At 61.4% G+C, this 23360-nt stretch carries 20 protein-coding genes; 9 read left to right on the forward strand and 11 right to left on the reverse strand.

Annotation, left to right across the window (positions count from 1 at the left end; genetic code table 11):
• Nucleotides 1-10: 10 nt before the first annotated feature.
• On the reverse strand, nucleotides 11-982 hold the full coding sequence (gene ispB, locus KW821_RS13005) for an octaprenyl diphosphate synthase (RefSeq protein WP_218291740.1): 972 nt from the start codon (nucleotides 980-982) through the stop codon (nucleotides 11-13).
• Between the two features lie 242 nt (nucleotides 983-1224).
• Here ispB and rplU point away from each other — a divergent pair, with 242 nt between their 5' ends.
• From rplU to KW821_RS13025, 4 genes are all read left to right on the forward strand, one after another.
• Complete coding sequence (gene rplU / locus KW821_RS13010) at nucleotides 1225-1536, forward strand: 50S ribosomal protein L21 (protein WP_033130528.1); 312 nt, start codon at nucleotides 1225-1227, stop codon at nucleotides 1534-1536.
• Between the two features lie 19 nt (nucleotides 1537-1555).
• Nucleotides 1556-1813, forward strand: coding sequence for a 50S ribosomal protein L27 (gene rpmA, locus KW821_RS13015; RefSeq protein ID WP_042654244.1), 258 nt, complete (start codon nucleotides 1556-1558; stop codon nucleotides 1811-1813).
• A gap of 189 nt (nucleotides 1814-2002) precedes the next feature.
• Nucleotides 2003-3208 carry an Obg family GTPase CgtA gene (gene cgtA / locus KW821_RS13020; RefSeq protein ID WP_218291741.1) on the forward strand — a complete coding sequence of 402 codons (1206 nt, stop codon included), beginning with the start codon at nucleotides 2003-2005 and terminating at the stop codon, nucleotides 3206-3208.
• Nucleotides 3209-3580: 372 nt separating this feature from the next.
• Nucleotides 3581-4951: a YjiH family protein gene (locus KW821_RS13025; protein ID WP_218291742.1), complete on the forward strand. Its 1371-nt coding sequence runs from the start codon at nucleotides 3581-3583 to the stop codon at nucleotides 4949-4951.
• A 57-nt stretch (nucleotides 4952-5008) separates the two neighbouring features.
• Here KW821_RS13025 and KW821_RS13030 read toward each other — a convergent pair whose 3' ends face one another.
• Nucleotides 5009-7897: an HD domain-containing phosphohydrolase gene (locus KW821_RS13030; RefSeq protein WP_371317610.1), complete on the reverse strand. Its 2889-nt coding sequence runs from the start codon at nucleotides 7895-7897 to the stop codon at nucleotides 5009-5011.
• Nucleotides 7898-8145: 248 nt separating this feature from the next.
• On the opposite strand from KW821_RS13030, the gene KW821_RS13035 reads away from it, so the two are divergent.
• Entirely contained in the window at nucleotides 8146-9135 is a 990-nt protein-coding gene (locus KW821_RS13035) for a luciferase-like monooxygenase (protein WP_218291744.1), read from the forward strand.
• Between the two features lie 222 nt (nucleotides 9136-9357).
• Nucleotides 9358-9843: a 2TM domain-containing protein gene (locus KW821_RS13040; protein ID WP_042654239.1), complete on the forward strand. Its 486-nt coding sequence runs from the start codon at nucleotides 9358-9360 to the stop codon at nucleotides 9841-9843.
• 69 nt (nucleotides 9844-9912) lie between these two features.
• Here KW821_RS13040 and KW821_RS13045 read toward each other — a convergent pair whose 3' ends face one another.
• The 6 genes from KW821_RS13045 to lptD are packed head-to-tail and all read right to left on the reverse strand — an operon-like array spanning nucleotide 9913 to nucleotide 16705.
• Nucleotides 9913-10734: a symmetrical bis(5'-nucleosyl)-tetraphosphatase gene (locus KW821_RS13045; RefSeq protein ID WP_218291745.1), complete on the reverse strand. Its 822-nt coding sequence runs from the start codon at nucleotides 10732-10734 to the stop codon at nucleotides 9913-9915.
• Between the two features lie 6 nt (nucleotides 10735-10740).
• Nucleotides 10741-11103 (reverse strand): Co2+/Mg2+ efflux protein ApaG, encoded by a 363-nt coding sequence (gene apaG / locus KW821_RS13050; RefSeq protein WP_218291746.1) that lies wholly within the window; start codon nucleotides 11101-11103, stop codon nucleotides 10741-10743.
• 4 nt (nucleotides 11104-11107) lie between these two features.
• On the reverse strand, nucleotides 11108-11935 hold the full coding sequence (gene rsmA / locus KW821_RS13055; protein ID WP_042654236.1) for a 16S rRNA (adenine(1518)-N(6)/adenine(1519)-N(6))-dimethyltransferase RsmA: 828 nt from the start codon (nucleotides 11933-11935) through the stop codon (nucleotides 11108-11110).
• Complete coding sequence (gene pdxA, locus KW821_RS13060) at nucleotides 11925-12920, reverse strand: 4-hydroxythreonine-4-phosphate dehydrogenase PdxA (RefSeq protein ID WP_218291747.1); 996 nt, start codon at nucleotides 12918-12920, stop codon at nucleotides 11925-11927. The genes rsmA and pdxA overlap by 11 nt, the downstream gene beginning before the upstream one ends.
• Nucleotides 12921-12970: 50 nt before the next feature.
• Nucleotides 12971-14263, reverse strand: a complete 1293-nt coding sequence (surA, locus tag KW821_RS13065) for a peptidylprolyl isomerase SurA (RefSeq protein WP_218291748.1) — start codon at nucleotides 14261-14263, stop codon at nucleotides 12971-12973.
• 30 nt (nucleotides 14264-14293) lie between these two features.
• Nucleotides 14294-16705 (reverse strand): LPS assembly protein LptD, encoded by a 2412-nt coding sequence (lptD, locus tag KW821_RS13070; RefSeq protein WP_218291749.1) that lies wholly within the window; start codon nucleotides 16703-16705, stop codon nucleotides 14294-14296.
• A 174-nt stretch (nucleotides 16706-16879) separates the two neighbouring features.
• Between lptD and KW821_RS13075 the strand changes: the two genes are divergently transcribed.
• From KW821_RS13075 to djlA, 3 genes are read left to right on the forward strand one after another with little or no spacing between them, the layout of a single operon-like run.
• Nucleotides 16880-17908 carry an aminoglycoside phosphotransferase family protein gene (locus KW821_RS13075; RefSeq protein ID WP_218291750.1) on the forward strand — a complete coding sequence of 343 codons (1029 nt, stop codon included), beginning with the start codon at nucleotides 16880-16882 and terminating at the stop codon, nucleotides 17906-17908.
• Nucleotides 17905-18579 carry an N-acetylmuramate alpha-1-phosphate uridylyltransferase MurU gene (gene murU / locus KW821_RS13080; protein WP_218291751.1) on the forward strand — a complete coding sequence of 225 codons (675 nt, stop codon included), beginning with the start codon at nucleotides 17905-17907 and terminating at the stop codon, nucleotides 18577-18579. The genes KW821_RS13075 and murU overlap by 4 nt, the downstream gene beginning before the upstream one ends.
• Before the next feature lie 19 nt (nucleotides 18580-18598).
• Nucleotides 18599-19417, forward strand: coding sequence for a co-chaperone DjlA (djlA, locus tag KW821_RS13085; RefSeq protein WP_042654231.1), 819 nt, complete (start codon nucleotides 18599-18601; stop codon nucleotides 19415-19417).
• A 75-nt stretch (nucleotides 19418-19492) separates the two neighbouring features.
• On the opposite strand, the gene KW821_RS13090 is transcribed toward djlA, so the two are convergent.
• From KW821_RS13090 to ettA, 3 genes are all read right to left on the reverse strand, one after another.
• Complete coding sequence (locus KW821_RS13090; protein ID WP_218291752.1) at nucleotides 19493-20836, reverse strand: NCS2 family permease; 1344 nt, start codon at nucleotides 20834-20836, stop codon at nucleotides 19493-19495.
• A 263-nt stretch (nucleotides 20837-21099) separates the two neighbouring features.
• Nucleotides 21100-21435: a hypothetical protein gene (locus KW821_RS13095; protein WP_218291753.1), complete on the reverse strand. Its 336-nt coding sequence runs from the start codon at nucleotides 21433-21435 to the stop codon at nucleotides 21100-21102.
• Nucleotides 21436-21585: 150 nt separating this feature from the next.
• Nucleotides 21586-23253 carry an energy-dependent translational throttle protein EttA gene (ettA, locus tag KW821_RS13100; RefSeq protein ID WP_218291754.1) on the reverse strand — a complete coding sequence of 556 codons (1668 nt, stop codon included), beginning with the start codon at nucleotides 23251-23253 and terminating at the stop codon, nucleotides 21586-21588.
• Between the last annotated feature and the right edge of the window lie 107 nt (nucleotides 23254-23360).

Here is a 23360-nt window from a genome sequence, read left to right on the forward strand (position 1 = left end):
GAATGCTGACTCAGGCGCTGCGCTGCACCGCCATCTGGGCCAGGGTGGCCAGCGCCTGCTTGTGCTCTGAATCCGGCAGGATGGCAAGCGCGGCTATGGCCTTGTCGGCCTCTTCCCGGGCGCGCTGGCGGGAGTATTCGAGGGCGCCGGTGCTGTCCAGGATGGCCAGGATCCGGTCCAGATGGTCCATGCCGTTGCGGTGCTCGATGGCATCGCGGATGAGCTGGCGTTCCTCGGGCGAGCCCACCGCCATGGCGCGCAGCAGCGGCAGGGTCGGCTTGCCCTCGGCCAGGTCGTCGCCGACGTTCTTGCCCATCTCGTCGCTCTGGGAGCAGTAGTCCATGACATCGTCGATGATCTGGAAGGCGGTGCCCAGGTACTTGCCGTAGTCGGTCATGGCCTGCTCGACGGGCTCGGGCTGATGGGTCAGCACGGCGGCGAGACGGGTGGCCGCCTCGAACAGCTTGGCGGTCTTGCAGTAGATGACCGTCATGTAGCTCTGTTCCGTGGTGTCCGGATCGTTGCAGTTCATCAGCTGCAACACTTCCCCTTCGGCGATGGTGTTGGTGGCATCCGACAGGATCTCCATCACCCTCAGGTTGGAGAGCTCGCTCATCATCTGGAATGAGCGGCTGTAGAGGTAGTCGCCGACCAGCACGCTGGCGGCATTGCCAAACAGCGCATTGGCGGTCTCCCGGCCGCGACGCAGGTCGGATTCATCGACCACGTCGTCGTGCAGCAGGGTAGAGGTGTGAATGAATTCGATGATGGCGGCGAGCTTGAGATGATCCAGACCTTGGTACCCCAGTGCGCGAGCGGCCATCACCGTCAGCATGGGGCGCATCCGTTTCCCGCCTGCACTGACAATGTAGAAACCCAGCTGGTTGATCAGGCTGACATCGGACTGAAGCCTCGCCAAGATCAGTTCATTGACCGCCGTCATGTCGGCGGCACAGAGCGCACGGATAGTCTGTTGGTCCATAAGTCTCGTAACGTGACGGCAGCAATTACTGCGTTTTTAGCAATGGCGGGGATTCTACACGATTTCACAATGGGTTACAGTTAAGCGTTTATTCACGGCGGCAGATATGCGCACAAAATAAACTTTTTGCGAAATTGGCCTTGCCTGAGCAAATCGATTTGCGTAGAATGCCGGCCCATTGTTATAGGTTTTTGCGCGTGTCTGGCCTTGAGCAAAAGACACGCCTTTACGGAGTTAATCAAATGTACGCGGTATTCCAAAGCGGCGGAAAACAACACCGTGTGGCCGAAGGTCAAATCGTTCGTCTGGAAAAGCTGAACGTTGAGACTGGCGCTACCATCGACTTCAACGAAGTTCTGATGGTTGCTGCAGGCGACACTTTTAAAGTAGGTGCTCCTTTCGTTGAAGGTGGCAAGGTTATTGCTGAAGTTGTGGCTCACGGCCGTGGCGAGAAAGTGACTATCGTCAAGTTCCGTCGTCGTAAGCACCATCGCAAGCAAGCGGGCCACCGTCAGTGGTTCACTGAAGTCAAAATCACTGGCATCAGCGCTTAATTCGAGAGGAATCTGAAAAATGGCACATAAAAAAGCTGGCGGTTCATCCCGTAACGGTCGCGACTCAGAAGCCAAACGCCTCGGCGTGAAGCGCTTCGGTGGCGAAACTGTACTGGCAGGCAGCATCATCGTTCGTCAGCGTGGCACCAAGTTCCACCCTGGCACCAACGTTGGTCTGGGCACCGATCACACCCTGTTCGCGAAAGCGACTGGCAAGATCCTGTTCGAAGTTAAAGGTCCGCTGAATCGTAAGTACGTTAGCATCGTTGCTGAGTAATTACGGACCGCAAGGATCCGAAGCCCCGCCAACAGGCGGGGCTTTTGTTTTTCTGAAGAGTTTGACGAAAAAACGGCACGCTGATGAGCCGGCGTTGACAGGCCTTATCGCCTAGATGCGTCTCGCCCCCAGGGGTCTGTACCACTATAATTGCGTATCGGTTTTTCGAATTAAGGGTGACGGTTACCTATGAAGTTTGTTGATGAAGTCCAGATTCGAGTCGATGCCGGTGACGGTGGTAACGGTTGTGTGAGCTTTCGTCGGGAATTGTACATTCCCAACGGTGGGCCGGATGGCGGTGACGGTGGTGACGGCGGTGACGTCTATCTGGTTGCCGACGAAAACCTGAATACCCTGATCGACTACCGTTTCGAGCGTTTCCACGCCGCCGAGCGCGGTGAGAACGGTCGAGGTTCCAACTGTACCGGTCGTCGCGGCAAGGACAGGGTCCTGAAGGTACCGGTCGGTACCCGTGCCAGTGATGAAGATACCGGTGAACTGCTGGGGGATCTGACCAGTCACGGCCAGAAGCTGCTGGTCGCCAAGGGCGGTTTCCACGGTCTCGGCAACACCCGTTTCAAGAGCTCGGTCAACCGTACGCCCTATCAGAAGAGCAGCGGTACACCGGGTGAAGTGCGCACCCTGAAGCTGGAGCTGCTGCTGCTGGCCGACGTCGGTATGCTGGGTCTGCCCAACGCGGGCAAGTCTACCTTCATCCGCGCCGTGTCTGCCGCCCGTCCAAAAGTGGCCGATTACCCCTTCACCACCCTGGTACCCAACCTGGGTGTAGTGCGTGGTGAGAACTCCCGCTCCTTCGTGATCGCCGATATTCCGGGTCTGATCGAGGGTGCCGCCGAGGGTGCCGGTCTGGGCATTCGCTTCCTGAAGCACCTGGAACGCTGCCGTGTGCTGCTCCACCTGGTGGATATCTGCCCGGTCGATGACTCGGATCCTGCCGAGAATGCCGTCACCATAGTCCGCGAGCTGGAGAAATACAGCCCGGAACTCGCGGCCAAGCCGCGCTGGCTGGTGTTCAACAAGATGGATCTGATCCTGGAAGAAGATGCGGTTGAGGTGATGGAGCGGGTCAAGACCGCGCTGGCCTACGAAGGTCCTGTCTACCAGATCACCGCCATCAGCAAGGAAGGCACCAAGAAGGTGTGCTACGACATCCTGGATCTGCTGGATACCATGCCCCGTCAGCTGGAAGCCGACGCCAAGGCCGCCATCGAGAAGGTCGAGTTCAAGTGGGACGACTACCACAAGAACCAGCTGGCTCAGGCCGAGGCGGACGCCCTGGCAGCCTCTATGGCCTTTGATGATGGCCTGGAAGACGATGACGATCTGGACGATGAAGACGACGACGGCGTCGAAGTCATCTACGTCCGCGACTGATCTTCATCTGCTTCGCTGAGAAACCGGTGCCTGGCAACAGGCGCCGGTTTTTTTATGGGAGGATCGACCGGATCACTCTATAGATATATTTCTCATGCCACTTATTGCCTGCCAACCGCAACTGATTATACTGCGCACCTGAACTTAACCTGTATGAAACAATACGCTAACCAATTGAATTGAATTGATATGCATGTCTGTTTCGGGTTGTTCTTATGGACGGTTTGCCTGATAAAATACTTATGCTTGAAATAATCCATTTAAAGCTTGTTTGTGCATTTTTTTGGGTTATTCTTGCGCCCGTTTGCCGGGCGAGGGCATGAATATGCAGGCGGCCTGGCTGAAGGAAAAGTAACATTAAGGCTGTAGATCATGTTGGAAAAGACCCTGCAGGCACCGGCGATCCATACCCGCCGCAACGTGCTGATGTTCCTGGTCCCGTCACTCATCGGGATCCTGCTGTTTATGACCCCCGTCATCTATGACGGCAATGTCACCATCCCCGTCGCCGTGCTGGCGAAGTTGGTGCAGACGGTGTTCGCCGATCATCTGGTGGCCATGGTCAGTGGCATCATTACCACCACCATGCTGATGACCCTGGTCACCTGGCTGTTCAAGCCGGCGATCCTGGTGAGGCGGCCCTTCCTCAACAGCCTGTTCAACGTCTCTCCCTTCTGGGCCTGCGTGCGGGTGCTGGGCGGCGTCTTCGTGCTGCTGACCTTCTTCGAGGCCGGTCCCGAGGTGCTGCGCTCCGGGGCGACCGGTGGCCTGGTGCTGCACGATCTGCTGCCGGTGCTGTTCTCGGTGTTTATCTTCGCCGGCCTGTTGTTGCCGCTGCTGTTGGACTTCGGCCTGCTGGAGTTTGTCGGCACCATGATGACCCGCATCATGCGCCCGGTGTTCCGCCTGCCGGGGCGCTCGGCGGTGGATTGCTTCGCCTCCTGGCTGGGGGACGGCAGCGTCGGCATCCTGCTGACCAGCAAGCAGTATGAAGGCAAGTTCTACACCCAGCGTGAAGCCGCCGTCATCGGCACCACCTTCTCTGCGGTCTCCATCACCTTCTGTCTGGTGGTGATCTCCCAGGTGAAGCTGGAGCACATGTTCGTGCCCTTCTACCTGACCGTCTGCCTGGCCGGCGTGGTGGCCGCCGTCGTGGTGCCGCGCCTGCCCCCGCTCTCCTGGAAGAAGGATGTCTATAGCGACGGCACTCCTCTGTGCCGCAAGCAGGAGGCGATTCCCCATCAGCACAGCGTGCTGAGCTATGGCTATCAGCGCGCGCTGACCAAGGCCGACAGCATGACGGATCTCGGCGCCGTGGCGCGGGAAGGGGTGAAGAATGCGCTGGACATGGTGTTTGGCGTACTGCCGGTGGTGATGGCGATCGGGACCTGTGCCCTGATGCTGGCCGAGCATACCCCGGTCTTCAACTGGCTGGGGGCCCCCTTCGTCCCCTTGCTGGAGCTGCTGCAACTGCCGGAGGCCGAGGCGGCCTCCAAGACCATCATGGTCGGCTTTGCCGACATGTTTATCCCGGCGGTGCTGGCCTCGACCATAGAGAGCGACATCACCCGCTTCGTGATCGCCGCCATGTCGGTCACCCAGCTCATCTATATGTCGGAAGTGGGCGCCCTGCTGCTGGGCAGCAAGATCCCGGTCAAGCTGTGGGAGTTGTTCGTCATCTTCCTGCTGCGCACCCTGGTCACCCTGCCGGTGATCGCCGGGGTGGCGCATCTGCTGTTCTAAGCCCCGCTTAGGCGATAAAACGGTCAACCTCGGTTGGCCGTTTTTTATGGGCGCTGATTAGGCCGGCTCCACCAGCAGGCTCTGGCTATTGACCTCATCCAGCTGTTCCGGTGCCAGGAAACGCTCGGCGTAGTCCCGCCAGATGCCGCTGTCGACAAACAGGGTAAACAGGGCGGGATCTATGTGTTGATCCTGTGCCATGTGCCGCATGATGGCCAAGGACTGGGACACCGTCTTGCCCGACTTATAGGGGCGATCGCTGGCGGTCAGCGCCTCGAAGATGTCGGCGATGGCCATGATGCGGGCGGGGATGCTCATCTGTGCCCCATGAAGCTGACGGGGATAGCCCTTGCCATCCATCCGCTCATGATGACCACCGGCGATCTCAGGCACCTTGCGCAGATGATGAGGGAAGGGGAGCCGCTCCAGCATGCGGATGGTCTGGATGATGTGATCGTTGATCTTGTAGCGCTCCTCCTCGGTGAGGGTGCCGCGACCGATGGCGAGGTTGTAGCGCTCCCCCCGGTTGTAGAGATAGGTGGGGACCTTGACCTTGAATCCCCAGGGGTTGTGCGCCGCAATATTGTCCTGGGTGGGGCGAGGGATGAGGTGGGTGGGCTTGTCGGCCAGCAGCGGCTCGCGGCAGGGCAGCGGCGAGGCCGGTTCGTTCTCATATCGCCTGAGCTCCTCCCGGCTGATGCCGAGCCTGTCATCCAGGGTACGCAACCAGCTGCGACTGGCGATGGCATCGAGCCGCGCCAGCTTCTCCGGCGCCATCCATTCCCCCCCCAGGTTGCACTCGGCGACGAAGGCAAACTCCTGATCCAGGATCGACCAGAGCGGTGCCACCGCTTCCCGGCTCGCCATCCTCTCCTGCTCAGGCAGGCGGGACGCCAGCGCCTCTATATAGGCATCGCGCTTGAGCACCTCGAAGCGGGTGCGGATCTCGTGGATCCGATCGTAGATCGTCTCCAGCTTGGTGGCCTTGTCGACCACGAACTCCGGCGTGGTGACCTTGCCACAGTCGTGCAGCCAGCTCGCGATATGGATGGCTTCCCACTCCTCTTCGCTGAGTCTGAAGTCGCTGAAGGGGCCCTGCTGCTGGGCACAGGCCGCCTCGGTCAGCATGCGGGTCAGCTCGGGGACGCGCTGGCAGTGGCCACCGGTATAGGGGCTCTTGGCATCGATGGCCCCCGCGATCAGCTCGATGAAGGCCTCCAGCAGCTGTTTCTGCTCCTCCAGCAGGCGCTGGTTCTCGATGGCGGAGGCGGACATGCCCGCCAGCGCCTCGATCAGGCTGATGCGCGACGCCAGCTCCTGTGACGAGCAGTTCGGCAGGATCAGCAGCAGACAGCCGATCAGCTCCTGGCGATGGTTGTACAGCGGCTCCGCCAGCAGCTGGCGGGGGCCCGGAAAGGGGCCCCAGTCGGCTAGATATTGCTGCCAGTGGTCTTCATCGAGCGGCAGGCTGAGGCGCTCGGTGTGATAGAGGCCGCCGAGCAGCTCCTCCTGCCAGTGCACCTGTTCGCAGGCCAGGGGCTGTTGCCGCCAGATGGCCTGTACCGCCGTCATGTGCTTGTCCTGCGCCAGATAGAGACAGCCCCCTTCCGCCTGCGCGGCCGCGACCGTCTCGTGCAAGATGCGATTGAGCAGGGAGTCGAAGCGGCGCTCGGCCGCCAGCGCCCGCCCCATGCTCATGAAATTGCCGAGGGTCTGCCGCATGCCGGACATGGTGCGGGCCAGATCGTCGATCTCGCGGATCGACGAGTCGGGCCACTCGCTCTCGTCAAAGTCGAAGTGCTGGATCCGCTCCGCCTCCCGGGTCAGCGCCAGCAAGGGGGCCGCGGTACGCCGCGCCACCAGCCAGATGACGGGCAGCAGCAACAGCAGACCGGCCAGGGCCCAGGCCAGATTGACCAGGGCTTCGTGACGGGCCTGCTGGGTGAGAACGTTCGCCGGCATCAGCAGGGCGATGTAGAAGGGGGAGCCCTCATCCAGGGAGGAGAGGTTGACCAGCCAGTCACTGCGATCCTCTGCGGTCAGGGTCAGCTCGGTCGGCCCGTGCAGCAGGGTGGGCTGGGTCGCTATCCGTTGTTGCAACTGGGTCAGTATGGGGTGCTTGAGCACCGACAGCGTGGGCAACCGGCTCAGTTGCTCGAAGCTGGGCAGCCGCTTGGGATCGGTCGCCAGCAGGGTGCCTAATTCGTCGAACAGCACCAGCTGGCAGTGGCTGGGCAGGGGCAGCTCGCCGATGAGGGCGGAGAGCCCCTCCACGCCGGCATCCAGCCCGAGCACAGCCCGGCGATCGTCGCTCTCCACCGCCAGCGTCATGCCCGGCTCCTTGGTGGTGAAGAACAGATAGGGGTGGGTCACTATGATACCCGTGCGCCAGCGCGCCTCCTTGTACCAGTCACGGCTGCGGGGATCGAACCTGTAGTCCGGCATGGGCCGGCGCTCGAGCAGATGCAGCCGCTTGTCGAAATAGAGGAACTCTCCCTGGCCCTGACTCAGGCTCTGCACCAGCAGGTGGCTGGCGGGGGGAGGGCTGTCTAGCAGCGCCTTGGCTCTGTTGGTCAGCTTGCGCACCAGGAAGAAGTCACCGTTATCGTAACCGGCATAGATGGCGCCATAGCTGGCGCTGTTGGCCAGCACCTCGGCCAGTTGGGGCAGGTAGCTGAGGCGAGCGTCCAGGCTGGTCATCGCGGCCAGCTGGCCGCTGCGCAGCAGGCTCAATGACATGCGGGCCGGGCGCTGGTTCAGCTTGAGAGCCAGTGCCAGCTGTTCCCGATACTGCAGGAAGCTCTGGCGCTCGTGTTCCAGTCCCTGCTGCATGCCCTGTTGAAACTGCAGCAGGATGAGGGCGCCCCCCAGCACGGAGAACAGCAGAATGAAGAGCGTGGCGATGTGTACGTAAAAGGGTCTACGGCTGAGGCTAGCTTTTGTCATGGACGCATCCTTGTCCCACGGGCGATCGCCGTGATGATTCCCTCTCAGTGTGCTCATAGGGCGACAAAAAGCACAATTATCCGGCCGGGATTATTAGCACGCCACAACAAAGTTTCTTATGGGGCTTTATTGGTCAGGCCTAGTGGCCACAGAGGCACCCTGGATGATGGGGTATCGAGTGTGCCATTCAGGTATCTCATGCTACATTGCCCCCCAGGTTATTGAATTGTGAAGCAATGGAGTGTCCCATGTCCGCCATCCCCTATTCCGTCCTCGATCTGGTGCCCGTCCCCGAAGGGTCTGTACCGGCCGAGTCGTTTCGCCGCTCGCTGGATCTGGCCCAACACGCCGAGCGGTGGGGCTATCACCGCTACTGGCTGGCGGAACATCACAACATGCCGGGCATCGCCAGTGCCGCCACCTCGGTGCTGATAGGTCATCTGGCTGGCGGCACCAGCACCCTGCGGCTGGGTTCCGGCGGCATCATGCTGCCGAATCACTCGCCCCTGGTGATCGCCGAGCAGTTTGGCACCCTGGCCTCGCTCTATCCGGATCGGATCGATCTGGGGCTGGGGCGAGCGCCCGGCACCGATCAGCGCACCATGCAGGCACTGCGTCGCCAACGCAGCGGCGAGGTGGATGACTTTCCCGCCGATGTGCGCGAGCTGATGCGCTATTTCGGCGATCAGCCGGGCGCGGTGCAGGCCGTACCAGGTCAGGGGCTGGAGGTACCCATCTGGCTGCTGGGCTCCAGTCTCTACAGCGCCCAGCTGGCGGCGGCCATGGGGTTGCCGTTCGGTTTCGCCTCCCACTTCGCACCCGGCTTGCTGCTGCAGGCGCTGGCGCTCTACCGCAGTCAGTATCAGCCTTCCGCCCGCTGGCCCAGGCCCTATGCCGTGGTGTGCATCAACATGGTGGCGGCCGACACCGAGCGGGAGGCCCGCTTCCTGTTTACTACTGTGCAGCAGCAGTTCCTGCGGCTCTATCGGGGGGATGCGGGCAAGTTGCCGCTGCCGGTGCAGGAGCTGGGGGAGGAGTGGTCGGCGCGGGAGCTGATGGCGATGGAGCAGACCCTGGCCCGCTCCCTGGTGGGAGATCGAGACAGAGTCCGCCATGGCTTGCAGGCGCTGCTGGCCGAGACCGGGGCTGACGAGCTGATGTTCAACGGCCCCATCGTCGATCATGAGGCGCGGCTGCGCTCGTTCGAGATTGCGGCCGAGCTGATGCAAAGCCTGTGAGTCCTGGCTGCTCGGTGCATCATCGGCAGCGAGCTGTCCCTTAGCCCTGCCGGGACGGCAGCAGCAGGTTTGGATGCCGCCCTACCGATCAGGCTTCTGATGATGTTTTGCTGTTAATGCATTGATATTTAAGGAAAGTCAGGTTGATGTCAGGCCTTTGTCGTGTTGCCTTCATCCGCTCGGCCCTATGCTGGCCCTGTCCATAACCACGAGGAGCCGATGATGATAGTCAGGAAATTGAGATTGCAGCGAGGCTGGTCCCAGGAGCAGTTGGCTACCCTGTCTGGTCTGAGTGTGCGCACCATACAGCGGATCGAACAGGGGCAACCACCCGGACTGGAATCCCTCAAGGCCCTGGCCTCCGTCTTTGAGCTCGATGTGACTCAACTGCAGGAGAGCGAGATGAAAGGAAATGAGATCGACAGTCAGGGGAGCGTACATGTCGCCAGGGATGAGCGGGAGGCGATGAAGTTCGTCGAGGGGCTCAAAGGCTTCTACGGCCACCTCATCAGCTATGTGCTGGTGATCGGCGGGCTCTTCGTCATCAACTACCTGAGCAACCCGGATTACATCTGGGCCTGGTGGCCCATGCTGGGCTGGGGGTTGGGCCTGATGTCCCATGCCATCAACCTGTTCCAGCCGTTCAAGCTGTTCGGACCGGAGTGGGAGCGGCGTCAGGTCGAGAAACGGCTGGGCCGCAAGCTGTGATCTGACAGGCTTCACATAAAGAACGGGCCCGGCAATATGCCGGGCCCGTCGCATTATGGGTACCGCCGCTCAGCTGGCATAGGCCGGACAGGGGGTCGCTATCAGGGCATCGTCCTCGTAGCGCCACAGGGTGAGGCTGTTGCCCCACACGCAGCCGGTATCCAACGCCTTGATGTCGGCCTTGCCGGTCGCGCCCATCAGCGCCGCCCAGTGGCCGAACACCAGTATGGGGTCGTCCACATGGTGCTCGCGCTGCTCGAACCAGGGGCGCAGGCCCGGAGTGGACTCCGTGGGCCCCTTCTTGCACTTGAACTCGAGCCGGCCGTCGAAGTAGCAGAAGCGCATGCGGGTGAAGCTGTTGATGATGTAGCGGTAACGCTCTATCCCCATCAGATCATCCTGCCAGCTGTCCGGTTGATCGCCGTACATGTTGTGCAGCAGCCACTGGTATTGATCGCCGCGCAGCAGACTTTCCACCTCGCGGGCACAGTTGCGGGCGGTGCGGGCGTCCCAGGCGGGGGAGAGGCCGGCGTGCACCATCATGATGGGTAGATCTGGGTGTTCCGCCAGCAGTGGGCGCTGGCGCAACCACTCCAACAGATCGTCCCTGTCCGGCGCCTCCATCAGGGCCTGCAGCTTGTCTTTCTTCTTGAGCGGCGCGACCCCGTTGGCGACCGCCAGCAGGTGCAGGTCATGGTTGCCGAGCACGGTGACGGCACGCTGCCCCAGCGACTTGACGAAACGCAGGGTGTTGAGGGAGTCCGGGCCACGGGCGACCAGATCGCCGCACAGCCAGAGCATGTCCTTGTCGGAGTCGAATTCGGCAAGATCCAGCAGACGGCGCAGATCGTCGTAACAGCCCTGGACATCACCGACGAAACAGTTCGCCATGAAACCTCAGTTAATTATGTGGGGAACGGCCAGCGTGAAGGGGGCGATGGGGGCCTCGAACTGCTGCCCCGACTCGTCTTGCAGGGTATAGCTACCCTCCATCACGCCGAGCGGAGTGGCGAGGGGAACGCCACTCTGATAGCTGAAGGTCTCACCGGGGGCGATGAAGGGCTGCTCACCCACGACCCCGGGACCTTCCACTTCCAGCATCTTGCCATTGGCGTCGGTGATGAGCCAGCGTCGATGCAGCAGCTGCACCGTACCCGGCCCCAGATTCTCTATCTCGATGAGATAGAGAAAATGGTAGGGATCCTGGGTGCCGGCCACATAGCTGGGGTGCGGGCGGATCACTATCCGGGACGATGGCATGGGATCAGGCCTGCTGCTGGTCGGCCAGCCAGTTGGCGATCATGACAAACTGCGCGAGGGAGAGGTTCTCCGGGCGCAGGCTGCCATCGATGCCAAGCTCGGTCAGCTGAGCGTCGGTGATGAAGTTGGAGAAGCTGTTGCGAATGGTCTTGCGGCGCTGACCGAAGCCTTCGGTACAGACGCGGCTCAGGCAGCGCAGATCCTTCGCGACTATGGTCGGGTTCTGGTGCGGCACCAGTCGCACCACGGCCGAATCCACCTTGGGGGCCGGCTTGAAGGCACCCGGGCCCACTTCCAGCACCGGGATGACCTGGCAGTAGTACTGGACCATGACACTCAGGCGGCCATAGGCCTTGCTGCCCGGGCCTGCGCACATCCGCAATACCACTTCTTTTTGCAGCATGAAGTGCATGTCTGCGACCCGGTCGGCAAACTCGCACAGGTGGAAGATCAGCGGGGTGGAGATGTTGTAGGGCAGGTTGCCGAAGATGCGCAGCGGCCCCTTGCCTTCTCCCATCAGGGTGCCGAAGTCGAAGCGCATGGCATCGGCCTCGATCACCGTCAGTTTGTCTTTGAGGGTGGGGTGCTCGCGCAGGCGTGCGGCGAGATCCCGGTCCAGTTCGACCACCGTCATCTTGTCCATCTGGGATGCGACCGGCTCGGTCAGCGCGGCCAGACCCGGCCCGATCTCCACCAGGTTCTGACCCGGTTGCGGGTTGATGGCGGCCACTATCTGATCGATCACATAACGGTCGTGCAAGAAGTTCTGACCGAAACGCTTACGGGCCGTGTGGCCCATGTGCACCTTGTTGCTCTGCACCTTACTGCTCATAGCTTTTTTTCTCTACCATCTGAATGGCGTGGTTAATCGCGGTGATCAGGCTCCCCGAGTCCGCCAGGCCTTTGCCTGCCAGATCCAGCGCGGTGCCGTGATCCACCGAAGTGCGGATGAATGGGAGTCCAAGGGTGATATTGACCGAACTGCCGAAGCCCTTGTATTTGAGCACGGGCAGCCCCTGGTCGTGGTACATGGCGAGTACCGCATCCGCATCCTTGAGGTATTTGTCCTGGAACAGGGTATCGGCCGGCAGCGGGCCGACCAGATCGATCCCCTCCTGGCGCAAGCCGGCCAGGGCGGGTTCGATCACCTCGATCTCTTCCCGACCAAGATGGCCCCCTTCCCCGGCATGGGGATTGAGGCCACAGACGTAAATACGGGGCTGCTGAATGCCAAACTTGGTCCTGAGATCCGCATCCAGGATGCGGATCACCTTGCCGAGGCGGTCCTCGGTGATGGCCCCGGCCACATAGGCGAGCGGGATATGGGTGGTCGCCAGCGCCACCCGCAGTCCCTCTGTTGCCAGCAGCATCACCACGTCGGCGGTGCCTGACTGCTGGGCGAAGAATTCGGTGTGGCCGCTGAACGAGACGCCGGCCTGGTTGATGATCCCCTTGTGCACCGGGCCGGTCACCACGGCGGCAAATTCGCCGCTCAGGTTGCCGTCACAGGCCCGTTGCAGGGTGGCCAGCACATAGGCGCCGTTGCCCTCATCCAGCTCACCCGGCACCACGGGGGCGCCGAGTTCGAGCGGACAGAGGGTCAGGGTGCCGGCCCGCTGCGGGTGGGCAGGGGCGCTGGCATCATAGGGTTCCAGCACTATGGGCAGTCCCAGCAGGGCGGCCCGCGCCAGCAGCAGGTCGGGATCGGCGATCACCACCAGCTGATGGGGCCAATCCCGCTGGGCTATCTGCAGCACCAGATCCGGACCTATGCCCGCCGGTTCACCCGGCGTGATGGCGAGACGACGACAGCTCATCTGCTTTTGGACTCGATCTGGATGCTGGCTGTTCATCTGCTCATCGCCCATTAATTGGGTTCGATCTGGATGTAGGCTTCGTCGCGCAGTTCATCCAGCCAGGCCTGTGACTCTTCGGTGAAGCGGCGGTTGAAGATGAGCTGATAGGCGCGCTGCTCCTGGGCCTTGCCGGTGGCGTCCTGACTGCGACGCTCTTCCAGCTGCACTATGTGCCAGCCGTGGCTGGTACGGAACGGCTCGCTCAGCTCACCCGGCTGGAGACGGTTGACCATGTCGCGGAACTCCGGCACATAGACGTTGGGATCGGACCAGCCGAGTTCCCCGCCTTGCACCGCAGAGCCCGGATCTTCGGAGTATTTCTCTGCCATGCTGGCGAAGCTGGCCTTGCCGCTCTTGATGTCGTGCAGTATACCGTCCAGGGTGCTCTTGGCCTTCTCCTCACTCAGGATGATGGAGGGTTTGATCAGGATGTGGCGGGCGCGCACCTCGGAGATCATGACCTGCTGCTGACCCTTGGTGTCGAAGATCTTGATGATGTGCAGGCCGGCACCGGAGCGCAGCGGGCCGACGATGTCCCCCTTACTGGCACCCTGTACCGCCTCGGCCATCAGCGTCGGCATCTCCTGCGGGCTCATCCAGCCCCAGTCACCCCCTTCCAGCGCCTTGGGACCGTTGCTCTCGGCGATGGCCAGTTTGCGGAAGTCGGCCCCCTCTTTCAGGGCGGCCAGGATGCGCTCAATCTTGCTCTTGGCGGAATTGAGCTGCTCGGCGTTCGGGTTGTCCGGCAGGGAGACCTGAATATGGCCGACATGGAACTCGGTCTGCTGCTGGCCCTGCTTGTGCAGCGCCTCGACCACCTGCTTCACCTCCTGCTCGGAGATGTTGATGCGGCGGCGAACCTGGCTGCGACGCACCTCGTTCATCAGGATCTCGCGGCGCACCTCTTCCCGGTACTGGGCATAGGAGATCCCCTCCCGGGCCAGCTGGGCACGCAGCTGATCCAGGTTCATCTTGTTGTCGGCAGCGATGCTCTGGATAGCCTGCTCCAGCTGGGTATCGCTGATCTTGAGGCCCTGGCGATCCGCCAGTTGCAGCTGCAGGCTCTCCTGGATCAGTCGATCCAGCGCCTGCTTGCGCAGGGTGGCGTCATCGGGTAGGGACTGGCCGCTCTCCTGAGCGGAAGCCTTCACCTTCTGCACCAGGGCTTCCTGCTGGCTGGCCAGCACCACGTCCTTGTTGACTACGGCAAGCACCTTGTCCACCAGCTCGGGGGCGGCGAGGGCTCCCTGGCTCATGACTCCAAACAGGCCTGCCGTCAGCAGGGAAATCAACGTCTTCTTCATATCCATCTCTCAAGGCGTTTGCCAGACCGGTTATTGGTCTCGCAGGTTAAACGGACGAATGTAAGGCAGTGCTTCGGTGTCCAGGGAGGTGCCCTTGGAGCCGGTACCCACGCTACCCAATCCTTTCATTTCAAACTGAATACCCAGGCTGCGCTCGGAGCTGGGCTTGTAACTGACGTTATCCGGATCGTTGACCCACTCCATGTTGAAGTTGATGCTCCAGCAGCAGGAGTCATATTTCAGTCCCACCTTGCGATCCACTTTGACCCCTTGATCGAGTTCGTAATAGTAACCGCCATAGAGGCGCCACTGAGCGTTGAGCGGAGTGGTCAACAGCATGCCGATCTGGTTGAGGTCTGTGATCTCTTGGCCCTTGCTGTCCAGGTCGTAGTTGGCATCGCGGATAAAGCGATGGCTCAGCTGGCTGATCAGCTTATCGCGGCGGTACTCCAGCGCGCTGTTGGCCGAGCTGATACGATTTTGCTCCATATCATATTGTGCCCCGGCATGGGCAAACCACTGTTCATTGATCTTGGCATCCCCTTCGAATGACAGGGGGGAGCGGGTATTGATGCTGGCTTCGTCGCTGGGATAGAGAGTGACCTTGGGGGCCACGAAGTCGAATGCTTGGGCAACGGCCAGCCGAATTCGTTCATCACCGGCCGGATCGTAGATGCGGGTGGTGAGACCGAGGGAGAGCCGGTTGGAGTCGCTGATGCGGTCGAGACCGGCGTAACGACGGTCACTGAACAGGCTGTAGTAGTCCTGGCGCATGGTGGTGGAGTCGTAAATACCTATGTTGTCCTGATCCTTGTAGGGGACATAGAGGTATTGGAACTCGGGCTCCAAGGTCTGGCTGGCGCTCTCGCCAAACCAATCCTGCTGGCGATCGAAGGTGAGGCCGCCCTTGAGACGAACCGAGGGTAGTACCCGGGTGACCTGCTCATCGAGTTCGGTCAACCCTCGGTCACGGTAGTAGGCGGTGAGTTTGCTGGCATCCGGTACTTCCTGATTGTAGTGGGTATACATCAGCTTGTACTGGCTATCCAGATAGTAACCGGCAGCATTGATGAGCGGCACCGTCAGGGTGGGCGCAGTGTAGAGACGGGTGCCTGTGTAGACCTCACCTATGGTGGATTCGTCGTTGTCATAGCCAAACTTGGTCAGTTCGGTGTTCCAGGCCAGATCGTACCAGTTGCCCTGCTGGTAGTAGTTGTGGTCGATGCGCGGCAACATGGAGTGAGGCTGTTGAGCCCCCGCCAGCAGGATCTGATAGGTTCTAACCTCAGTTTTGAGGTTCCAGTTCTGCTGGAAGTAACCGGCCGTCAGGGATTGCTGCAACTGGTTGTCGACCTGAGTACCCACGCTGGGATCGAAGTCGTTGAAGTAGTTGTAGTCATTGTCCCGCACCTTGGTGTAGTCCACCGACACCCGCAGGGCATTGTCGATGAACATGGAGGTGTGGCGGGCATTGATCAGATAGCGATGCCCGTCGGACAGGTTGTCATGCAGACTGGCCGTCTCGTCGTACTGTTTGTCGTTGTCCAGATTCTCGAAATAGAGGCTGCCGACATGGGCCGGATCCGGCATGTAGCGGAACTCGACCTGGTTCATCAGGCCCCGTCTGTCCATGAAACGGGGGGTGATGGTAGCGTCGTAGTTGGGGGCTATGTTCCAGTAGAATGGCTGGGTGATCTCCATGCCATTGTCGGAACTCTGCTTGTAATAGGGGTAAAGCAGGCCGGTCTTGCGCTCATCCTTGATAGGGAAATTGATGTAAGGGGTGTAGAAGACCGGATAGTCATAGAGCCAGAGGGTTGCGTTATAGGCCTCCCCAAACACCTCGGTCTGATCGATATCGATGCTGCCCGCTTTCAGGGTCCAGGCCTCCTGGCCAGGTGGGCAGGTGGTGTACTGAGCCCCTTCCAGGGTGATGTTCTGGTTGTTGTTGGTCATGGTCACCTTGTCGGCGAAGCCGCGCACCGGTGAGCCGTGGACCTGGTACTTGCCCTCTTCCAGCTCCGAATCCTTGGTATCCAGATTGGATTTGAGGGTCTTGTCGCTGGTGACCGTGATCTGACCATCGTTGTAATAGATGTTGCCGATGGCGATCACATCCCGGCTCTTCTGATCCAGCTGGGCATAGTCGGAGTCGAATTTGCGCACGCCCTGGCGAACCTTGACATCACCCTCATAGACAGCGGTGCCACCCTGCTTGGCCTCCAGGCGATCGGCATCCACCTCGACCGGCAGGGCGTTGGCATCCTGATCCGCCTTCGGTTTCTCGATCTTGGGGACATAGTCATAGCAGAGGCTGTCTAGGATCCCGGTGGCCGGTGGCGCGTTGAGTGGCGCAGCCTGCACCATGATCGGACTCAGGGCAGGAACAAGGCTGATGCTCAGGGCGATGGGATAAGAAGATCCCAGTGTCCATTTTGTCATGTGAAAGGCTCGCGCAATCCGTGGTAAAAACGGTTGATTCAGGGCATGCATTTTATGTCAGGATCCATCGAGTTGACATTGCATGTCATTGCTTTATGTTAGCCGGCAATGATAAAGCATTATTGCGGCCAGGGCTAACAGCCAAGTGCTGCTTTCCAATTTGGTCCCCGACTCATGCATGATCGCAATTCCCTGTTACTGCAATGGGCGCGCCGGATATCCGGTGATGCCAACCTTCAACTGACCCTGATCTCCGGTGACGCCAGTTTTCGCCGCTACTTCCGTGGCGGTGGTCTGGTGTGGGTAGATGCTAATCCGAAAACCGAAAAAAATCATGAATTTGTCCGCAATGCCGCCGCCCTGCACGCCATGGGGTTGCTGGCCCCCGAGGTCAGGGCGGTGGACTATGAGCAGGGCCTGCTGGCGGTGACGGACCTTGGCGATACCCAGCTCATCGGTTGCCTTGACGCGCACAGCGTGCAGGCCTGGTACGGCAAGGCCATAGCGCTGCTGCCCCGGCTCTGCGCGGTCGAGCTGGCGCTTGAGCCATTCGATACCGTCTTCATGGCCCGTGAAGATGCCATCTTCCCCGAGTGGTTGCTCGGTCGGCACCTGCAACTTGTCCTGAGCGAGGACGAGCAACAGCTGCTGGACGATACCTTCGCCTGCCTCACCGCCAACAACCTGGCCCAACCCCAGGGGGTGATGCACCGGGACTTCCACAGCCGCAACCTGATGGTCTGCGGTGAGCCGACCCCGGCTGGCAGCACGCTTGCCATCATCGATTTTCAGGACATGGTCATAGGTCCCCTCAGCTATGACCTCGTCTCGCTGCTGAAGGATTGCTACGTGCGCTGGCCCGATGCGGTGATCGAGCAGGGCATGCGCCAGGGCTACGACATCCTGAGTCAGGCCAGGCTGCTCGGCGAGCTCGACTATGCCAGCTTCCGTCGCCATGCCGATCTCACCGGCATGCAGCGTCACCTGAAGGCGGCGGGCCTCTTCACCCGGCTCTATCATCGCGATGGCAAGTCAGGTTACCTCAAGGATATTCCCCGTACTCTGGGCTATGTGGTGGACGTGTGCGAGCTGCACGGCGCCGACTATCCGGTGCTGGCCCGCTTCGGCGCCTGGTTGCGGCAGATAGTGCTGCCGGGCCTGGCCCAAGTGGCAGAAGCACGAGCCGCCGGGGAGCAGCCATGAAGGCGATGATCCTGGCCGCGGGCCGTGGCGAGCGGATGCGCCCGCTGACTGACGCGCTGCCCAAGCCGCTGCTGGCGGTGGGGGGCAAGCCGCTCATCGTGCATCATATCGAGAGGCTCAAGGCCGCTGGCGTGACAGAGTTGGTCATCAACCACGCCTGGCTCGGCCACAAGCTGCTCGAGGCGCTGGGGGACGGCAGCCAATTCGGGGTGAGCATCCAGTGGTCGGCCGAAGCGAGTGCGCTGGAGACCGCCGGCGGCATAGTGCAGGCATTGGCGCTGCTCGGCGCCGAGCCGTTTCTGGTGATCAACGGCGATACCTGGCTCGATCTGGATTATCGCACCTTGGTCAACCAACCGCTGGGGGAGGATCTGGCTCACCTCTGGCTGGTACCTAATCCAACGCAACATCCTCAGGGCGATTTCTCCCTGCAAGCCGGCCGGGTGCTGGATACACCGGCGCTGACCTTCAGCGGCGTCGGGCTCTATCGGCCCGCCGCCTTTGCCGGACTGGCAACCGGGGCGCGCAAACTGGCGCCTCTGCTGCGTGACTGGATGGCGCAAGGCCGCGTTGGCGGTGCCTTGCTGGCCGGTGAATGGCGGGATATCGGTACCGTCGATCGGTTGCGCGAGCTGGATGAACAACTGCAAGTGCAAGGACGCACTCATTAACATCATGAGGTCTTGAACCATGCGTATTTGGGGTAAGGTGCTTGGCGCCTTCTTCGGTTTTCTGCTCGGCAACATCTTCGGCGCCCTGCTCGGCCTCTGGCTCGGTCATCGCTTCGATCGAGGCATGGGCATCCAGGGAGCGTTTCGGCGTGCACCCAGCCAGCAACAGCAGGCGGTGTTCTTTCACGCCACCTTCGCCGTCATGGGCCACATCGCCAAGGCGAGCGGCCAGGTCACCGAGCATGAGATCCGGGTGGCGTCCAATCTGATGGACAGGATGCGGCTCTCCGGCGAACAGCGGGTGCGGGCGCAGGAGTCGTTCCGTCAGGGCAAGGAGAGCGGCTTCCCGCTGCGGGAGACGCTGGCCGAGTTTCGCCGCGCCAGCCTCGGCCAGCGCGACATACTGCGTTTCTTCCTAGAGGTGCAGCTGCAGGCCGCCTTCGCCGATGGCAGGGTCGAGGCCGATGAGCGCGCCATCCTGCAGACCATCGCCGATGAGCTCGGCTTCAGCCGCATCGAGCTGGGGCGCATCCTGGCCATGGCCGAGGCGCAGATGAACTTCTTCCACCGCCAGCAGCAGGGCGGCGGGCAGCAGCAATACCGGCAGGAGGCCCCCTCGGCGGATCGTCTCAAGGATTCTTATCAGCTGCTGGGGGTGAGCGAGAGCGACAGCGATCAGGACATCAAGCGTGCCTATCGCAAGGAGATGAGCAAGCACCACCCGGACAAGCTGGCCGCCAAGGGGCTGCCGCCGGAGATGATGGAGATGGCGAAGGAGAAGACCCAGGAGATCCAGCAGGCCTGGGAGTGGATCCGCGAGGCGCGCGGCATCCGCTAACCAGCTGGGTCATTGCGCGTCAGCCATAAAAAATGCCAGTCGAGAGACTGGCATTTTTGTTTGCGTCATCGGCGCTTAGTGGGCGTCGATCCAGACGAACTTCAGCACGAACAGCAGGGCGACCACCAGCACGCAGGGGTTGATCTCGCGCCAGCGACCGGTGCCCGCCTTCATCACGCAGTAGGAGATGAAGCCCACGGCGATCCCCTCGGTGATGGAGAAGCTGAACGGCATCATGACAGCGGTCATGAAGGCCGGCACCGCTTCGGTCAGGTCTTCCCACTTCACCTTGGTCAGCTCGGAGCACATCAGCACGCCCACGTAGATGAGGGCTCCGGCGGCGGCATAGGCCGGCACTATGGCGGCGATGGGGGAGAAGAAGATCGCCAGCAGGAACAGCACGCCTACGACTATGGCGGTCAGGCCGGTGCGACCACCGACGGCGACGCCGGAGCTGCTCTCGATATAGGCGGTGACGGAGGAGGTGCCCATGAAGGCACCACCCACAGAGCTGATGCTATCGACCACCAGCGCCTGCTTCATGCGCGGGAAGCGGCCCTGCTCATCGGCCAGCTTGGCGCGGGTGGTAACCCCGATCAGGGTGCCGGAGGAGTCGAACAGGTTGACCAGCATGAAGGAGAAGATGATCCCCGCGAGGCTGATGTCCAGCGAGCCCATCAGATCCAGCTGACCAAACACCGGGGTGATGCTCGGCGGCATGGAGACGAAGCCCTTGAAGGTCACGTCGCCAAACAGCCAGCCCAGGGTGGTGGTGACGACGATGGCGATCAGCACGGCGGAGTGCACGCCGCGGGCGGAGAAGATGCAGATCAGGAAGAAGCCGAGAAAGCCCAGCAGGCAGGGCAGGGAGGTGAGGTTGCCCACCGTCACCATGGTGGCCGGGCTCGCCACCACTATGCCGGCGTTGTGCAGACCGAGCAGGGCGATGAGCAGGCCGATGCCGGCGGTGATGCCGACCCGCAGGGTGAGCGGAATGTTGGCGATCAGCCAGTAGCGCACGCGCAGCAGGGTGAGGATCAGCAGACCCAGCGCCCCCCAGAAGATGGTGCCCATACCGACCTGCCAGGAGTAGCCCATGCCAGCCACCACCACGAAGGCGAAGAAGGCGTTGAGGCCCATGGCGGGAGCCAGGGCGATGGGCAGGTTGGCCAACAGGCCCATCAGAATGCTGCCGATGCCGGCGATGAGGCAGGTGGTGACGAACACCGCCTGGGTATCCATGCCCGCGTTGGAGAGGATCTGCGGGTTGACGAATACGATGTAGACCATGGTCAGGAAGGTGGTGATGCCGGCGATGACCTCGGTGCGGGCCGTGGTGCCATGGCCTCGCAGGGCAAACAGGCGCTCAAGCAATCCTTGCCCGGCGGCCTGGCTGGCAGCTTGGTGTTGTTGATTCATGTTGGATTCCAATGGGTGACGTGAAATAAGCAGCAGGCGAACGGCCAATCCCATCCATGAGGGGTAAATGGCCCTGTTTCTGGCGACTGAGTGACCAGACTCGTCCTGATACCGTGACAGCGCGCACATTTTCACACAGGCGGCGCCGTTTACAAACCCCGGATCTGCGAGACGGATCAATGAATAGAGCAAAAATTCAAACGTTTGCTATTTGAGCGAAAAAAATGGAACTCGATAGAGGCCGTTTGCCATCGGGGGAAGGTTCAGAGCGTCTTGAAGTAGCGCTCGACCAGCTGGGCCAGCATGGCATCGCTGCGCTCCTGCAGAGTGGCCAGGGTCAGGCCCATGCGCTGCAGCAGCAGGCTGGCCTGCGCCTCGCTCAGCTTGCGCCCCTCGAAGAGGAACTCCTGCTCGGGCAACTGCTTGTCATGGCGCGGCAGCAGCAGCCAGCTCAGTCGCTCGGGCTCGAGGGCGGCGAAGACCCGGCCGGCGGCGGTGCAGAAGGTATCTATGTGTGCCTTGCCATCCGGCCCGAGGCAGCCGGGTTCGATCCGGATCTGGATGGTGAGTCTCTTCGCGGTAGGGCTGGTCTGGGTCATCGGTTGGCATCGGTAGGGGGAGCGGGGAGATTGTAAGCAAAAGGCAGCAAAAAGGGGAGCCTTGGCTCCCCTTGTCACGCGTTCTGATGCGCTTGTATAGCTGGAGCTGTGCGGTTGGGCCGCATCGCTCCATCATGGTACTCGGCTCACTTACTTGGTGATGCGCTTGTACTTGGCTCGGTGTGGTTGCACCGCGTCGGCACCATAGGTCTTCTTCTTCCACTCTTCGTATTCGGTGAAGTTGCCTTCGAAGAAGGCAATCTTGCCCTCGTCCTGGTAGTCCAGGATGTGGGTGGCGATACGGTCGAGGAACCAGCGATCGTGGGAGATGACCATGGCACAGCCCGGGAACTCCAGCAGGGCGTTCTCCAGGGCGCGCAGGGTTTCGATGTCCAGATCGTTGGTCGGTTCATCGAGCAGCAGCACGTTGCCGCCGGTCTGCAACAGCTTGGCCAGGTGCAGACGGCCACGTTCGCCACCGGACAGCTCGCCGACCCGCTTTTGCTGATCGGCGCCCTTGAAGTTGAAGCGGCCGATATAGGCGCGGCTCGGGAACTCGTAGCTGCCGATGCGCAGGATATCCTGACCGTCGGCCACTTCCTGGAACACCGTCTTCTTGTCGTCCATGCTGTCGCGGAACTGATCCACCGAGGCCAGCACCACGGTATCACCCAGGGTGATGGTGCCGGAGTCCGGCTGCTCCTGACCCGACATCATGCGGAACAGGGTGGACTTACCGGCCCCGTTCGGGCCGATGATGCCGACGATGGCTCCCTTCGGAATGGAGAAGGAGAGATCGTCGATCAACTGCCGATCACCGTAGGACTTGCACAGGTTCGCCACGTCCACCACCTTGTCGCCGAGGCGGGGTCCTGGCGGAATGAACAGCTCGTTGGTCTCGTTGCGCTTCTGGTAGTCGTTGGTGTTGAGTTCCTCGAAGCGAGCCATACGAGCCTTTGACTTGGCCTGGCGGCCCTTCGGATTCTGACGAACCCACTCCAGCTCTTTCTCGATGGACTTGCGACGAGCCGCCTCTGAGCTGGCTTCCTGCGCCAGACGCGCATCTTTCTGCTCCAGCCAGGAGGAGTAGTTGCCTTCCCAGGGAATGCCCTCGCCGCGGTCCAGCTCCAGGATCCAGCCCGCCACGTTGTCGAGGAAGTAGCGGTCGTGGGTGATGGCCACCACAGTGCCCTCGTAGTCGTGCAGGAAGCGCTCCAGCCAGGCTACGGATTCCGCATCCAGGTGGTTGGTCGGCTCATCCAGCAGCAGCATGTCCGGTTTCTCCAGCAGCAGGCGGCACAGGGCCACGCGGCGGCGCTCACCACCTGAGAGGTGCTGGATCTTGGCGTCCCAGGCCGGCAGGCGCAGGGCATCGGCCGCGCGCTCCAGCTGGTTTTCCATGTTGTGACCGCCCTGGGCGGCGATGATGGCCTCCAGCTCGCCCTGTTCACGGGCCAGCTTGTCGAAGTCGGCATCCGGGTCGGCGTAGGCCGCATAGACCTCGTCCAGACGGGCCATGGCGCGTTTGACGTCGCCGACCGCCTCTTCGACCGCTTCGCGGACGGTCTGCTCCGGATCCAGCTTGGGCTCCTGGGGCAGGTAGCCGATCTTGATGCCGGGTTGCGGACGGGCTTCCCCCTCGATCTCGGTGTCGATCCCCGCCATGATGCGCAGCAGTGTTGATTTTCCAGACCCATTCAGGCCCAATACGCCAATCTTGGCGCCCGGGAAGAAGGAGAGGGAGATGTTCTTGAGAATATGACGCTTGGGCGGCACGACCTTGCCGACCCTGTTCATGGTGTAAATAAATTGAGCCATTGGCTAATTCTCTTCCTTTTCAGCAGCTTAATGTCTTGGCATTAACAGACTGATGTCGTGGTGGGGCCTGGTCGGCGCAGGCCAACCCGGTTCCAAAAAACCAGTCG

The sequence above is a fragment of the Aeromonas sp. sif2416 genome (assembly GCF_019218665.1).
GTDB lineage: Bacteria > Pseudomonadota > Gammaproteobacteria > Enterobacterales > Aeromonadaceae > Aeromonas > Aeromonas encheleia.

Coding starts and splice junctions, on each gene's coding strand:
- rplU (WP_033130528.1), top strand. CDS start 1,225: ATGTACGCGGTATTCCAAAGCGGCGGAAAACAACACCGTGTGGCCGAA.
- KW821_RS13095 (WP_218291753.1), bottom strand. CDS start 21,435: ATGACCCAGACCAGCCCTACCGCGAAGAGACTCACCATCCAGATCCGG.
- surA (WP_218291748.1), bottom strand. CDS start 14,263: ATGAAGAAGACGTTGATTTCCCTGCTGACGGCAGGCCTGTTTGGAGTC.
- KW821_RS13075 (WP_218291750.1), top strand. CDS start 16,880: ATGCATGATCGCAATTCCCTGTTACTGCAATGGGCGCGCCGGATATCC.
- KW821_RS13030 (WP_371317610.1), bottom strand. CDS start 7,897: ATGACAAAAGCTAGCCTCAGCCGTAGACCCTTTTACGTACACATCGCC.
- rpmA (WP_042654244.1), top strand. CDS start 1,556: ATGGCACATAAAAAAGCTGGCGGTTCATCCCGTAACGGTCGCGACTCA.
- pdxA (WP_218291747.1), bottom strand. CDS start 12,920: ATGAGCTGTCGTCGTCTCGCCATCACGCCGGGTGAACCGGCGGGCATA.
- ispB (WP_218291740.1), bottom strand. CDS start 982: ATGGACCAACAGACTATCCGTGCGCTCTGTGCCGCCGACATGACGGCG.
- KW821_RS13040 (WP_042654239.1), top strand. CDS start 9,358: ATGATAGTCAGGAAATTGAGATTGCAGCGAGGCTGGTCCCAGGAGCAG.
- lptD (WP_218291749.1), bottom strand. CDS start 16,705: ATGACAAAATGGACACTGGGATCTTCTTATCCCATCGCCCTGAGCATC.
- rsmA (WP_042654236.1), bottom strand. CDS start 11,935: ATGAGCAGTAAGGTGCAGAGCAACAAGGTGCACATGGGCCACACGGCC.
- cgtA (WP_218291741.1), top strand. CDS start 2,003: ATGAAGTTTGTTGATGAAGTCCAGATTCGAGTCGATGCCGGTGACGGT.
- djlA (WP_042654231.1), top strand. CDS start 18,599: ATGCGTATTTGGGGTAAGGTGCTTGGCGCCTTCTTCGGTTTTCTGCTC.
- apaG (WP_218291746.1), bottom strand. CDS start 11,103: ATGCCATCGTCCCGGATAGTGATCCGCCCGCACCCCAGCTATGTGGCC.
- KW821_RS13045 (WP_218291745.1), bottom strand. CDS start 10,734: ATGGCGAACTGTTTCGTCGGTGATGTCCAGGGCTGTTACGACGATCTG.
- KW821_RS13025 (WP_218291742.1), top strand. CDS start 3,581: ATGTTGGAAAAGACCCTGCAGGCACCGGCGATCCATACCCGCCGCAAC.
- ettA (WP_218291754.1), bottom strand. CDS start 23,253: ATGGCTCAATTTATTTACACCATGAACAGGGTCGGCAAGGTCGTGCCG.
- murU (WP_218291751.1), top strand. CDS start 17,905: ATGAAGGCGATGATCCTGGCCGCGGGCCGTGGCGAGCGGATGCGCCCG.
- KW821_RS13090 (WP_218291752.1), bottom strand. CDS start 20,836: ATGAATCAACAACACCAAGCTGCCAGCCAGGCCGCCGGGCAAGGATTG.
- KW821_RS13035 (WP_218291744.1), top strand. CDS start 8,146: ATGTCCGCCATCCCCTATTCCGTCCTCGATCTGGTGCCCGTCCCCGAA.